This window comes from Anaeromassilibacillus sp. Marseille-P3371, assembly GCF_900169665.1.
Classification (GTDB): Bacteria; Bacillota; Clostridia; order Oscillospirales; family Acutalibacteraceae; genus Anaeromassilibacillus.
The window spans coordinates 3,270,099-3,284,200 of the sequence record NZ_LT835157.1 but is presented as its reverse complement, the minus strand read 5'-3'; the positions used below and the strand labels follow the sequence as shown (position 1 = coordinate 3,284,200).

General features: G+C 51.1%; 14 protein-coding genes. 2 read left to right on the top strand and 12 right to left on the bottom strand.

Translation table 11 applies throughout. From position 1 onward, the window contains the following. From B9Y59_RS15465 to B9Y59_RS13775, 12 genes are all read right to left on the bottom strand, one after another. Window positions 1–413: SPASM domain-containing protein (locus B9Y59_RS15465; RefSeq protein WP_242967327.1), on the bottom strand; the 413-nt coding region annotated here is incomplete at its 3' end. 45 nt (window positions 414–458) lie between these two features. After that, a complete protein-coding gene (locus B9Y59_RS13825) occupies window positions 459–1,244 on the bottom strand; it encodes a sulfite exporter TauE/SafE family protein (RefSeq protein ID WP_085534163.1) in 786 nt (261 codons plus the stop codon). Between the two features lie 185 nt (window positions 1,245–1,429). Beyond that, the gene (locus B9Y59_RS13820) at window positions 1,430–2,455 is read right to left on the bottom strand and encodes a Gfo/Idh/MocA family protein (RefSeq protein ID WP_085534178.1); all 1,026 of its coding nucleotides are present in this window, start codon (window positions 2,453–2,455) and stop codon (window positions 1,430–1,432) included. Window positions 2,456–2,482: 27 nt separating this feature from the next. After that, on the bottom strand, window positions 2,483–3,814 hold the full coding sequence (locus B9Y59_RS13815) for a sulfatase family protein (protein WP_158089046.1): 1,332 nt from the start codon (window positions 3,812–3,814) through the stop codon (window positions 2,483–2,485). Then, the gene (locus B9Y59_RS13810) at window positions 3,811–4,869 is read right to left on the bottom strand and encodes a Gfo/Idh/MocA family protein (protein WP_085534176.1); all 1,059 of its coding nucleotides are present in this window, start codon (window positions 4,867–4,869) and stop codon (window positions 3,811–3,813) included. The genes B9Y59_RS13815 and B9Y59_RS13810 overlap by 4 nt, the downstream gene beginning before the upstream one ends. After that, window positions 4,870–5,913, bottom strand: coding sequence for a Gfo/Idh/MocA family protein (locus B9Y59_RS13805; RefSeq protein ID WP_085534174.1), 1,044 nt, complete (start codon window positions 5,911–5,913; stop codon window positions 4,870–4,872). It lies immediately after the preceding gene. Window positions 5,914–5,916: 3 nt separating this feature from the next. Beyond that, complete coding sequence (locus B9Y59_RS13800) at window positions 5,917–6,789, bottom strand: sugar phosphate isomerase/epimerase family protein (RefSeq protein WP_085534172.1); 873 nt, start codon at window positions 6,787–6,789, stop codon at window positions 5,917–5,919. Window positions 6,790–6,804: 15 nt separating this feature from the next. Beyond that, the gene (locus B9Y59_RS13795; RefSeq protein WP_054324970.1) at window positions 6,805–7,554 is read right to left on the bottom strand and encodes an ABC transporter ATP-binding protein; all 750 of its coding nucleotides are present in this window, start codon (window positions 7,552–7,554) and stop codon (window positions 6,805–6,807) included. Window positions 7,555–7,570: 16 nt separating this feature from the next. Further along, window positions 7,571–8,338, bottom strand: a complete 768-nt coding sequence (locus B9Y59_RS13790) for an ABC transporter ATP-binding protein (RefSeq protein WP_054324969.1) — start codon at window positions 8,336–8,338, stop codon at window positions 7,571–7,573. Next, complete coding sequence (locus tag B9Y59_RS13785) at window positions 8,317–9,102, bottom strand: ABC transporter permease (protein ID WP_054324968.1); 786 nt, start codon at window positions 9,100–9,102, stop codon at window positions 8,317–8,319. The genes B9Y59_RS13790 and B9Y59_RS13785 overlap by 22 nt, the downstream gene beginning before the upstream one ends. A 7-nt stretch (window positions 9,103–9,109) precedes the next feature. After that, window positions 9,110–9,937, bottom strand: coding sequence for an ABC transporter permease (locus B9Y59_RS13780; RefSeq protein WP_085534170.1), 828 nt, complete (start codon window positions 9,935–9,937; stop codon window positions 9,110–9,112). Window positions 9,938–10,002: 65 nt separating this feature from the next. After that, window positions 10,003–11,136, bottom strand: coding sequence for an ABC transporter substrate-binding protein (locus B9Y59_RS13775; protein ID WP_054324967.1), 1,134 nt, complete (start codon window positions 11,134–11,136; stop codon window positions 10,003–10,005). Between the two features lie 859 nt (window positions 11,137–11,995). Here B9Y59_RS13775 and B9Y59_RS13770 point away from each other — a divergent pair. Further along, the gene (locus B9Y59_RS13770; protein ID WP_085534168.1) at window positions 11,996–13,000 is read left to right on the top strand and encodes a LacI family DNA-binding transcriptional regulator; all 1,005 of its coding nucleotides are present in this window, start codon (window positions 11,996–11,998) and stop codon (window positions 12,998–13,000) included. A 116-nt stretch (window positions 13,001–13,116) separates the two neighbouring features. Further along, window positions 13,117–14,102: radical SAM/SPASM domain-containing protein (locus tag B9Y59_RS13765; RefSeq protein WP_085534165.1), on the top strand; the 986-nt coding region annotated here is incomplete at its 3' end.

Sequence of the window (14,102 nt, the reverse complement as noted above, 5' to 3'; positions counted from 1 at the left end):
CCCCGACAGAGCGAAAACCAACGGCATTGCCGGCATTCCTCCGGCTGGTATTGGCTCTGTTCGACAAAGCGGAGCTGTTCCCGCTGCCGGTCGATTTGTTCCAGGGTGTCGGTCAGGAAATTACCCAGCTTATAGTGATCCAGCATGTAAAAATCACAGGGATAGACACTTCCATCCGCTTCGACCACATACTGCAGACTACATTGACCTCCCATTGCACAGACTTGTGGAGGTTGTCCATCCAAAATCAACAATAGATTATCGAAGTATTGGTGGAATTGCCGCGCTCCTTTCTTGATCTGCTGGTACCAAAGATCAAAGGCATCCTTTAGATACTGTGCATACCGTTCCGAAGTAAGCGACCAGGGATGCAGCCCCCTCGGTTCATCTGCTGGAGATCGAAAGCAAACCACAGTCGGCCATCCAAGAAGTTCCTTCCCGGCAGGTATCGCTTGCAGCTATCCAAAGAAGCGGAACATATTATATAGGTTGATCCCTAAAACAAGAACCATGGACCATTGAAACAACCTGGTGACATTCTCCTCGCTTAACCTGCGGTTCAGCCTACCTCCCACTTCGCTGCCGGCAACCCCGCACAGAATCATCCCAACCAGAATGGGGATTAAGATGTCCGGGACATCCCCGGCTAGAATTGTTTTGAGCGTCCCCGCTCCTTGACTGATTAAAATAACAAATAGGCTGTTCTGAGCGGCTGTCTTTGTGGACATGGAAAAAAAGTAATACAAAACAGCCATATTGAACGGACCTCCGCCAATTCCCAAAAATGAACCCAGGATTCCCAAGCCCAATCCAACGGCAACGCAAAGGGACCAATGCCGGACCCGTTTTGCGGGAAAGCGGTCCTTTGTGATGGTGTAGAGCAGAGTCCCCAAGGTTGCTAAAAAAAGGAACAGTGCCTGTACGCCGCCGATCACCTCTGCGTCTGTATATAGGCTGGCCAGCTGGCAGTAGATCTCTTTTCCCAATAGGCCTCCCAGGGCAGCTCCGGCGGCCAAAGGCACGGAAACGCGGAAATCCAGTAGATTGTCCCGCCTCCAAGCAGCCTTGCCGACGGACCAGCAGCTCATCCCCAACACGGTACAACCTGAGTAAAAATTAATGGCTGCAACGCTGGCTGTATGGCATGCATCCAACACCGGCTTGATCATCACGCCTCCACCCATGCCGCAGATCTTTCCTAAAACGCTGGCTAAAAAAGCAACCAGAAAATAGATACCATCCATCGTCTCTCCTCAAAGGCGGTCAAGCTGTAACGCCTTCGGAAACCTATGGAAGTTCAAGGCGAAACCGCTTCGCCTTGTGTCATGCGGAGCGCGCAGGTCTCTTTTTCATCAAGGTCCTTATCTGTCTGCTATGCCAACCACAGATGTCCCTGTAGGCCCTCTTTCTTGGACCTGCGCGCTTCCGATTACCCCACGATGGTCCGAGCCGACTGTAAAATCTGCTCAACCATCTCTATCGTATACAAGCCGTCCGCACCTGTACTGGTTGGCGGACGGTCAAACCGGACTGCATCAATCACCTCGCGGTGCTGGCGGTACCCAAAGGGGACCACATCCAAGGCTGGAAATGTCATGCTTCCGGCCTGCGAAACCCCCGGACTGGTCACAGCAAGGGGGCCGTATCCGGTCCGCAGGTAGATACTCCCTTGACTCCCATGTATTTCCATCGTGTATCGGTTACAGTGCCACTTCTGTTCCCAGCTGATTTGATGACTCACCATAGCGCCGCTTTTTAAGCGGTATTGCGCCAACGCCCAGTCCTCGTTGTCCGGATGTACCGTTTGGCCCTCGATCACGCGTGAAAATATCTTTTGTCCTTTGGAGGCGCAAACCACCTCGTCGATGTCGCCCAATAGGTATCGCACCAGGTCAATCCCATGTACGCCGACATCCAGGATCGCGCCTCCTTTTCCGCAAAGTGCGGAATCATATTGCCAGGTGGAATAATCGCTTCCCGGCAAAGAATTCCGGATATGCGCCATATATACTTCGCCTAGCTTTCCCGCCGCGATGTACTCCTTCGCCCAACGGGATTCTTCAAAATACCGGTGCATAAAGCTGACAAAAAGCTTTACGTGGTTTTGTTCTGCTGCATCGATCATCTCACGGCATTGCTGCGTGTCCATGGCAAACGGTTTTTGGACAAACACATGCTTTCTTTTCTTTGCTGCAAAAACGGCGATCTCTTTATGTAGATAGTTTGGAGTCAGAACAAACACCAAATCCACATCGCTACGGTCAACCGCCTCTGTATAATCGATGGTCACATCGGCGGCGCCGGCAGCGGTTTTTTGCGCCCTTTCCCGTATAAGATCACAGCAGACCACAATCTTTGCCTCGGGAATCAAGCGAAGGGCGTCCACATGATAGGCGCTGATCGCCCCGCATCCGATGATCGCAATCCCGACCTTCTTCTCGCCAAATTTTTTCATCGTCTCTCTTCTTTCTGGCCATCCATCTTATTCCTCTGTGTCTACTGCCAGATCCTCTGCACAGTAATCGTCTCTCCGGTTGACGCGGGCTCCTACAGGCGCTTCCACTGCGCCAGACAACAGGGGGTCTTCCGTCTGCTGCATCCACTCCAACAGCGACGACGCCATCTGTTCCCGTACCTGTGCATATTCCGGCCTTGCAGCCACATTCTGTTTCTCCATCGGGTCCGCATACAGGTCGTAGAGCTCTTCACTGCTGCAATCCGTATCTCTGAGGCAAGCATACTCATAGAGGAAGGTTTTCTCCGGGCAATTATCGATATTTGACAAAATGTGCCCCGGCCGTTCGTCAAACCGGCGGATATACTTATAGCGCTCACTGCGGGCAGCCCGCATGGGCTCATAGGCTGCATGATAATTGACTTCTGAAAACAGCACCCTATGGGTAAATGGACCTTCCCGTTTCAACAGCGGCAAAAGCGACTGTCCCTCTAGCCAATCGGGTTTCTCGATCTGGCATAAATCGCAAATCGTTGGAAACAAGTCCAGATGCGATACCATATCATCCACGCAGCGGCCTTTTGCCGGATTTCCTGGGTAATCCAGAAGCAGTGCAACGCCCGTTCCGCCGTCGTACAGCGTACATTTCATCCCGGGCACAGCTGGACCATGGTCCGTGGTAAAAATCACCATGGTCTCCTCCCGAAGTCCGGCCTCCTCCAACGTTTGCAGGACTTGTCCCACCAACGAATCGCAGAACCGCACAGAGCTCATGTAGTCTGCCATATCCTCCCGGTTTTGCGCGTTATTGTAAACTCCGGGAAATGGCGCTACATAACGGGCGTCGATGTCCTCTTCATGTTTTTTCCACTTCCGGTGCGTATTGTACATGCCAAACGAAAGAAAAAACGGTTTATCCCGAGGTTGCTTCAGATAGTCGCACACCAGTCCGGCATTTTCTCGGTCAAAAGCAAAGGAGTCGAAGTCAATGCATCCCATATCAAACGCCTGGCCGTCAAGGATTTTTGTATATCCCAGCAAATCCGCGTTCGGCGCTTCATGCTGGATTCCACAAAGCACCGTTTCATAACCAAAGTTGGTTAAATAGCGCGCCATATGGTGGTGATAATCCGGCAGGGAAAAGCCGCGGTGGGCCAATCCAAACATTCCGCAATTGTGAGGGTACTGCCCGGTAAGCATCCCTGCCCTACTGGGAGAACAGGTTGGGGCGACGCTGAAAGCTTGGCGAAACAGCGTCCCCCGTTCCGCGAGCGTTTTTAGATGTGGAGTTTCCAGCGCATAGCCATAGGGCTGTAGAAACCGGCCGGAGTCATGCGTATGTAACAATAAAATATTCATAGGCTCTCCAAACAATCCATTTGAACAGGTTTTCCGGTCTTGATGGCTTGATAAATGGCCCGAACCACCCGGATACAGGCCAGTCCATCTGTTCCACCAGGATTCGCTGTCCCGTTGGTCCGAATCATCTCCAAAAAGCATTCATGCTGTTCCACGCCCAACTTCTCATAGGGAAGCTGTAGAGAAACCCAAGTCGCCGGCTTTCCCGGTTCGACCTTGCAGACATTTACAATCCCCATGGGGTCCCGGAGAAAAATAGATCCCTTTTCGCCAAACAGTTCCATCGAAAACCGATCCGCATTCGACCAGTGGTGCCAGCTAATCATATGGTTCACCGTGGCGCCGGAGCGAGTCTTGTAGATTGCTATGGCGTGGTCCTCGTTGTTCGGGTGTACATACTCCCCATCGGTAAAAATGGTATCACGGAACCGTCCCATATCAGCAAATGTCACCTCGTCGATTTCGCCGATTAAATAACGTACCAGGTCAATGCCGTGGACGCCTAGGTCGATGACACACCCGCCTCCTACGTTTTTTTCATCATAAAACCATTTGCTGACAGTAGAGGTGGCGCCCGGCGCATTTAAAATACGCACCATTTCGATCTTGCCAATGGCATTTTCCTGAACCAAACGGCGTGTTTCGGCAATTCCCAAAAGGTACCGGTGCATAAAACTGACAAACAACTGCACGCCGTTGTCTTGGCAGGCCTTCATCATGCGGCGGCATTCGTCCAATGTGCGTCCCATAGGTTTGGTGACAAAGACATGCTTTTTCCAAGAGGCCGCCAATTCTGTGACCTCACAGTGATTGTAATTGGGCGTCAGAATCAGGACGCCCTGTATCTCGTCCAGGGCGAGCAACGCCTCGTCCTCCGTAAAAGCACGGTTCTGCGGTAACCCAAAGTAGTCCGCAGCAGCTTTTGCCCGTTCCGGAATCCAGTCGCAGACTGCTACTACTTCGCAATCCGGCAAGCTTTTCAGGGCCGGCATATGATACTGGTTGGCAATCGCCCCGCATCCAATCACGCCGATCTTCACAATATCTTTCTTCATTTAGATCTCCTCCATTGCCACGGTGCGGTTGTCCTTGGCCGACTGGTAAGCGGCCAGCACCAATCGGAGCGCCGCATAGCCGTCCTCCAAGGTGGAGGGAAATGCATCGCCGGTCTCCAAGCAGTCGATAAAGCGTTCTGCTACCACCTCATGAATGTGTTTAAACCGGATAGGCATCCGCGGGTTTTCCCATCCCGCCATAGGCCGACCTTTCCGAAACACCTGAAGTGGAAAATTATTTTCCCCATTGATCGTGGTAGACGCGCAGTCGTTAAAACTCTGCTGTATGGTGCCGTCCAAGCCGAAGATCTCCGTCGTCACTGTACCGGCGGCAAAGGTCCAGCTGGATTGCAGCGTACCGATTACTCCATTGGCGAATTCCACGATGGCGATGCCGTTGTCCTCAACCTCTAGTCCAACTGTGCTCTGTGGGATTTTTGCTGTCACATATTTGGGTTCTCCAAACATCCAGATCAAGAAATCGGCCGCATGGATTCCCTCGTCCAAAAAAGCTCCCCCACCGGAAAGCTCCGGGTCTGTAAACCACGCCAGCGGCGCCGGAACCCGGCCGTCTGCCGCCCAGCCGATTCCATGCCGCTTGCGAAAACTCACTACCCGGCCGATCTCCTGTGCATCCAGGATGGACTTGATCGTCTGGTTGACAGCATCCACGCGCATAGGAAACGCCTGCATGTAGCGGACGCCCGCTTGTGCGATTGCCTGCTGCATCAACTGGCAATCTTTCAGGGTTGTCGCAGCCGGTTTCTCGCACAAAATATCTTTTCCCGCCTGTGCAGCTGCAATGGTATAGGCGGCATGTTTTACATTTTCTGCACAAATTCCTACGGCGCTCACCTCGGGGTACGCAAGCGCCTGTCCCATGGTTTGAAAACATAGAAGGCCATGCCGCTCAGCGAATTGCTGTGCCAGCGATTGGTTTTCATCCCATACGCCGACGAGCTCGGCTTTTGTGTGCATTTGCCAGGCGCGTACCCAACTCTCCGCGTGTGGATGCGCCACGCCCAGCATCACTAGTTTTACCATGATTTATACTGTCCCTTCCTTTGCCTGAAGTATCGGCTCCACAAGTCTGTACGCATTCTTCAAGCAGTTGTTAATTTTTTGCAGGTCGTTCCATCCCTCGGTGCCGTGACAGGATACGTTGTACCATCCAGTAAACCCTTTTTCGGCGAACGCATCAATCTGCGCCTGAAAATTGCGCTGGCCACCTCCGGGCATCTGTTCGTCGCCAGCGCCAAAGGCACGGTCGCTTTCCGGGAACGAAAACCCTTTTTTTATATCCCATAAATACAGCATATATGCACGCGAATGTGCGACTAGGTCGTATACATCTTCCGCCTCATACCCCCGCGCATTGGCATGAGGCGGAGCAATAATGTAGGACAAAGCATCGTCGTCGATGCACTGGTCCGTCTTATAAATTTGATACAGATACTCGTTGAAAGTATAGCAGTGAGGCACCTCGATCCCTACCTTTAGCCCAAGGGATTTGGCATAGGCGAGGTCCTGCTTTAACTGTTCTATATACTCGGAAAAATTCCCCCTTGGGCTGCCATAAGGGACGCTGATGGGGTTCAAATTGGTCATATGGTCCGCCCAATCGGTAGACTGGGCGGGTTCCCAGATCACTGTGGGAATCCTCAATGCCGCGGCGAACTTCATTCGTTCCCGCCGTTCCTCGCCGGACATCAGGAAGAGGGTCATTGAAACCGCTGTCATCTTGTAGCGTTGCAGCAGTTCTTGTACCTCCTCCGGCGTCGTCTTTTGAGGGTCGGCATGGTCGCAGATGGCTTTGCAAGCCCAGAGGTCCACATAGCGGAACCCAATTTTGGACATTTCACGCAAGGCTGTTTCCAGCGGAAACGATGCATATAGATTGGAACCACAGCACAGTTTCATCGTATGTATTCCTCCTTACCACCATTTGATTTGATCGGTCACGTAGCTGCGCAAGCGTACAAATTCCGGCGAATTGATGTCTCTGGGCCGGGGTAAATCGACCACCACATCTTCTTTCACGCTCGCAGGCTTTTGGGAAAGAATGAGAATCCGGTCCGCCAGGTATACCGCTTCCTCAATGTTGTGGGTGATGAACAGAACCGTACTGTGCAGTTCCTTCCAGATGCGAACCACTTCATCCTCCAAATAAAAGCGCGTCTTGATGTCCATCTGTCCATAGGGTTCGTCCATCAGCAGAAGGTCCGGGTTCATTGCAAAGGCCCGCCCAATTACCACCTTCTGTTCCGTACTGGTTGAAAGTTCGCTTGGATACCGGTCCAAATCGGCGCTCAAACCCATCAGCCGTGCAATATTTTCCACACGGGCAGCAATCTCCTGCTTTGGCAGATGCTTGAGAGACAGGCAGTAGCCCAGATTTTTGCGTACCGTCAGCCATGGATAAGCGGTGGGTTCCTGAAAAACAAACGCCAAATTGTGCTTTTTGGGATTGGCGGGCTTGCCGTCGATCAGGATTTCGCCGCTGGTCGGCTCCAGCAGGCAGGTGAGTAGGTTTAAAAAGGTGGTCTTTCCGCAGCCCGTAGGACCTACCACGCAGATAAACTCCCCGCGTTTTACATTGAAATTACAGTCCTTGAGCACTTCCAAGGAACCGAAATTTTTGTATAAGTGGCGGACTTCCACCTTGTATTCATTGTTTTCAGCCATGTCTGTCCTCCGTTTCCTACTGACCAAGGTCCAGGTCCATCTGGTCGGCGATCTCCTGCCGAATCCGCAGGAATTCTTCCGAAAGATTGTCCCGTGGACGCGGCAATCCCGTAAGATCAAATACGTCCTTTACTTTTGCCGGCCGCTTGGACAGCAATACGATGCGGTCCGCCAAATAGACGGCTTCTTCGATATTATTGGTAACAAAGAGAATCGTGCGCTTATCCTTGTCCCAAATTTTCAGGATTTCATCCTCCATGGAATAGCGTGTCTGGGCATCCAGCTGTCCAAAGGGCTCGTCCATCAGCAGGACCTCGGGCGCACTGGCATAGGCCCTTGCAATCCCCACACGCTGCTTCATACCGCCGGAAAGTTGGTGGGGGTAGGAACGTTCAAATCCCTGTAAGCCAACCAGGTCGATATAATGCTGCGCCACCCTCTCCCGTTGTTCCTTTGGAACCTTGGCGTATTTCATACCAATCTGTACATTCTTACTCACCGTCAGCCACGGCAGCAGAGCCAACTTTTGAAACACCATTCGTACACGTTTATCCAGGCCAGACACCTTCTCCCCATCCATATAGATTTCTCCCAGGGTAGGCTTTAAAAGGCCGGCTACCATATTGAGCAGGACGGTTTTTCCGCATTGGCCCGGTCCTAAGATGACCAGGAATTCGTTTTCCCGAACGTCCATGCTGATGTCGTCGATCACCAGCGTGTCATCTTTTTTTGTCACAAACGCTTTGGATAAGTTCTTAACGCTTAATTTAAATCGGTCCGCCATGGGCTGAGCCTCCTTTCTAGGATGGTAAACGCGGTGGACATCAGCGCCCCGATCAACCCGATCAGCAGCATTGCAACCAGCACCAATTGAATGTCGTTGCTGTCCGAGCCGCGGGTGACCAGCATGCCGAGTCCGTAATTGGCCGAGATCATCTCCGCGGCCAATACAACGCCCCAACCGGTTGTCAGAGCCGTTTTCAGTCCGGCCATGATGGAAGGCAAAGCCGAGGGAAATACAATGTCTGTAATCAGGCGGACGCCTCGTGCGCCAAACATACGGCCTACTGCGATATTGTCACGGTTTGCAAGATTGACGCCTGCGTACGTATTTACAACAATTGCGGAAAAGGTGCCGATAAACACCAAAATGTACTTAGAGAACTCGAAGACCCCGCACCAGATCGAAATGAGAGGGACCCATGCCAGCGGAGGAATCGGACGGATAATCTCAAAAACCGGCTGGAAGATTGCCCGAAACCGCTCGCTCCATCCAATCATCGTCCCCAGAGGGATGCCCACCACAGTCGCTGCAAGCAATCCCACAAACACCCTGCGCAGGCTTTGCAGGGAGTGTCCCAACATCGACATGCCCGCAATCGGGTCTTCCGAAAGAGCGAGGAACTTTGTCCAGACCTCATAGGGGGACGGCAAAATGGAGGCTTCTCCGCTGGAGCCTACAATCCACAAGAGGACCAGCAGACCCAGTGACAAAAAGGAAAGCAGATTGAGTAAAAAATTCCGCAGAATAAACGTATGCTTTTTCATATCTCGTCTACTGCCTCCATTTCAGTACTATTTTTTCCAGCCAGTTCAGTAGGGCGAACAAAATCAGACCGATCACACCGATGGTCAGCATGCCGACCATAATCAAGTTTACGCGCATAAACTGCCGGCCAGCCAGGATCATATAGCCCAGACCGTCGTTGGACGCCAACATTTCGGCCGCCACCAACGTTGACCAGGAGAGCCCCAGTCCTACCTTCCAACCAGTGAAGACCATTGGCATTGCAGACGGGATTCCCACCCGGCGAAAAATTGTAAAATTGGATGCCCCACAGGTTTTTGATACGTTTATCATGGCCCGATTGGTCAGCTTGATCCCTGCATAGGAGTTGAGAACCACCGCTACGAAAGCGGACAGGAAAACAATAAAAACCTTTGGAGCCAGCCCAATCCCCAGGAGCACAATCATCAGTGGAATCCATCCGACTGCGGGGATGGGGCGTATGAGGTTGAACGCCGGCCGGATAAACTTATCCACCGGCTTGTACCATCCCATCAGAAGCCCCAAGGGCGTTCCGATTAAAACCGCCATCAAAAAACCGATCATGGAGATTTTCATACTGGAAAGAATGTGCACGGGCAGGGTTGCCCCGTCCGGCGCCCGATTGGTCAGTTTTTCAATCAGCGCGTTGAGTACCTCAGACGGCGCACAGAAAAAGCGAGTGGTAATCCAACCGAGTTGGACGGATAGTTCCCATAGGGCTAACAGGACAACGATGCTAATGATTGAGGTAAACAATAAGTTTCTACTTTTATTCTTGATATGCTTACGTTCCCGTGCGATGGCTTTTGTAAGCTTTTCTTGATTGGTATTCATGCTACAACTCCTTCTCGTTCCGGCGACGGCTGCATACGATTTGCAAATCCAGGCCGGAATCCCGGTTACTCCAGGGTGACTGCGTTGATGTATTCGTCAGGCATCAAATCCAGCTCCTTGATGGTCTCCAAATCGGCTTCCGTATAAGACCCCTGGGAGATCAAATAATCCATGATGTCCTCGAAGCAATGCATCATATACCGCTCGCCGTCTTCCCCTTTGTTCATGTAGTGTTTCGATTGTTCCAAGGTGTGGTACGGAATACCATCCAGAACTGCGCGGCACTCTTCCTTTGTCGCTGTGACGCCGTTGTTGTACAGCAGGTCATAATAGTAGTCCGTAGCCTTGTCTGGGTTTTCTTCAATCCATTGCGCTGTCTCATAGTAAACTTTCAAAACGGTCTCCACCAGCTCCGGATCTTGGCAAGCTTCTTCCGTCGCATAGATCATCGAAGGAGAATCTGCGCCCACTTCGGACAGTACGGCCGCTTTGACCCAGCCCTCGCTGGCTGCATCGACGGACAGGGCAAGCCAAGAGATAATTGCATCGCCTTCGCCCGCACGGAAAGCGGTATTGGCGGAGTTGACCTCCATGTTGGTGACATTCACATCGGATAGGGACAAACCGAATGCATCCAGTGCACGCACCAGGCAATAATGCCCGGTTGTATTGACCGGTCCCAGCACGGTAATGCCATCCCAATCCTCCTTGGTCCCGTACAATGTGGGGTATTCTTCACAATGTCCGGGGCCGCTCTGCGCAATGGGACTGTCGGGCCGTACCCACAGGTCTACCATGGCGTCGTCGGACATGCAGGAACCGACTACGCGCATATCGATGTTGAGCATACCGGTAATGGCAGGGAATACGCCGCCGGTGCCGAACATCCACGCATTGGACGCAGCAGCCTCAATCTGAGCGCCGCCGGAGGTATAAACCAGAAATTCTGCATTGATTCCTTCTTCTTCAAAGAAGCCTTCCTCCTTTGCAATGTAGAAGGGCAAGCTGTTGGTAGCGGTCTGCAGGCCAAAGGTAACGGTCCGCAGGGATTCGTTTTCGCCGGACCCGGAGGCTTCTCCAGGAGTGGATGCGCCATCGGAAGGATTGGTTTGATCCGGAGCGCAAGCACTCATGGACGCAACCATCGTCATCACCAGCAGCACTGTGGTCAATAGACGGGCCATTCTGAACTTCTTCATTTTTACTCCTCTTTTCTGTAAATTGAATTGAAACCAAGTCCCCAAAGGAACTAATTTCCGCTTTGCATGGTGATTGTCATCGCCGTTGGTATGTCCAAAAATTCATGAACCTCGTGTGTTAAATCGTTTACGTAAACGTTTGAATAACTTATATCATACTTTTTATTCGTTGTCAAGACAGATTTTGTGCATTTTCCCCGATTCCAGAAGATGGAAGTCTATTTGTGTCTGTTTTTGCTGGTATTTTTCTCATTTGATTATGCCTTGTGATGTATGAGCCCAATCTTTTTGTTCGTCCCTTTTAGAAAACATGGATCAATGATCTGTTTTTATAACGGAGAATGCAATCAATATTCCCCACTTGCTACAGCGATATGTGAGACACAGCTATTTCAACCTTTCTTCTGTGCAGAATTCGGCTAGAAAGGAAACGGCGGAGTTGTGCCATAGGGAAATTCGATCCGTTGCAATAGGAACGCCTCCATAAGTAGAGCGCCTCAAATGGTGCCATTCTTGGGCAGCCAACGCCTCCATGCTCAATTTTTTCACAGCCCCATAAGAAAGGGACCTTATCCAGCCCGGCTTTCCTTTTACAGCATCTGTGAAAGTCGATTTGCGCTGTTTGGGATATATCCGTTTTCTCCAAAAGTGCTATTGGGTTCTTGTGCAAAAGTTAAACGATTACGTATTTTCGAACAAATTTTGCTTATTTTTACTATCATTTAGCCAAAAATCTTCTATTTTATCGTTTACGTAGTTGACACCCAACCGGCACTACCGTATAATTTAATCAGCTATGAATTTGCAATTTGATCAATTAAAACAGAAATTTTTCTTTATGAACAGGTAGGTGTTGACTATGCCGCGCTCAACCATCCAAGATGTCGCCAAACTTGCCGGCGTCTCTACCGCCACTGTCTCCCATGTCATCAACGGCACTCGCTTTGTCTCCAACCAGACAAAGAAAGTTGTCCTGGAGGCCATCGAAACGCTCTCTTATGTCCCAGATCTTGCCGCACGTAACTTGAAGACCGGAAAAAAAAATACCATTGGCTTTATTACCCCAACTTTTGCAAACTCCTATTTTTTCAATATTATTGAGGCCGTCGAGTCCGTCATTCGGTCCGCCGGTTACTCTCTGCTGATCAGCAACTCCAAGGAGAACCCTAAAAAGGAAATACAGAGCTTCCGTTACCTGAGTTCCGGCCTGGTAGACGGTATTATCGCAATCTCCACTCTCCTGGACTTCCAGGACATTGCAGATGTCGTGCCCAAAAATCTTCCTGTTCTCCTGATCGACCGTGTGCTGGACAACTGCCGGTGCGACACACTGACTGTATCCACATACGATTCCGTTTATGAGATCACTCTATCGTTTCTTCGTTCCGGACGCCATCAAAAAATCGGTTACCTGGCCAGCGACGACGACCTCAAGACCACGATGGAACGCCTTCGCGGTTTTCAGGACGCCCTCGCCGTAGAACACTGGACCCCCAAAAACGCTTTCATCTGCCAGGCAGACTCGACGGCAAACGCACAGGATGCGGGCGCAGCCTACCAGCAGGTCGCCAATATGCTGGACAACGGCGTAACAGCCATTCTGGTGTCAACCAATGTCATGACGCAAGAAGCACTCCGCTGCCTTTCCGAGCGGAACCTTTCCCCAGTCAAAGACGTAGAGATTGTCGGCCTGTTCAACCCCCCTTATGTCTATCCTTGTCCAGGGATGCGCTGGATCAATATGCCCGGCCGCACGTTGGGAACTCTCGCTGGAAAAACCATTTTAAAGCGGCTCAACACACCGGGCGCCCCCTGGTCTCATCAGGTCTTAAAAAGTGACATTGTCGTCAATTCATCGATTTGATTTCCTGCCTGATCCAGAGATGTTTCTTTGGAACGGCCGAGTTCCCAGGCCTTTTCCCGTATGCTCCGGTAAGATCTGGGCTGAATCGTTTGGGGCATACTGTGGAGGAATCTATCATGAGGCCCTGTATCACCATCATGCTAAAGCCGGCCAGCGGCCTGTGCAATATGCGGTGTAAATATTGTTTTTATATGGATGAGATGCAAAAACGCGCTACAGAAAATTTTGGCTTCATGTCGGTTCAAGTCCTTCAAAATACCCTTCGTACGGCATTGGCTGCCTGCACCCGCCATTGCTCGATTGTGTTTCAGGGCGGAGAACCCACATTGGCTGGGCTAGATTTTTTCCGAACTGCCGTACAGCTGGCAGAGGAGCTCAATGTCAATCGCTGTTCGATCTCCTATTCCCTTCAAACCAACGGGCTCCTGATCGATGAAGACTGGTGCCGTTTTCTTGCAGAACATCACTTTTTGGTAGGGGTTTCCTTGGACGGTCCGCGGGACCTCCACGATGCAAACCGAGTAGACCTACAGGGAAAAGGGACCTTCCAGCGCGTTATGAACGCGTTGCAATTGCTAAAAAAATTCCATGTGGATACCAATATTCTTGCCGTTTTGACCCGTGCAGGGTGCCGGAATTATCGCAAAATACATACTTTTTTTCTTCGAAATGCATTTGCATATCAACAGTTCATTCCCTGTCTCGATCCGCTTGATGAACCGAGGGGGCTGCATCCCTGGTCGCTTACTTCGGAACGGTATGCACAGTATCTAAAGGATGCCTTTGATCTTTGGTACCAGCAGATCAAGAAAGGAGCGCGGCAATTCCACCAATACTTCGATAATCTATTGTTGATTTTGGATGGACAACCTCCACAAGTCTGTGCAATGGGAGGTCAATGTAGTCTGCAGTATGTGGTCGAAGCGGATGGAAGTGTCTATCCCTGTGATTTTTACATGCTGGATCACTATAAGCTGGGTAATTTCCTGACCGACACCCTGGAACAAATCGACCGCCAGCGGGAACAGCTCCGCTTTGTCGAACAGAGCCAATACCAGCCGGAGGAATGCCGGCAATGCCGTTGGTTTTCGCTCTGTCGGGG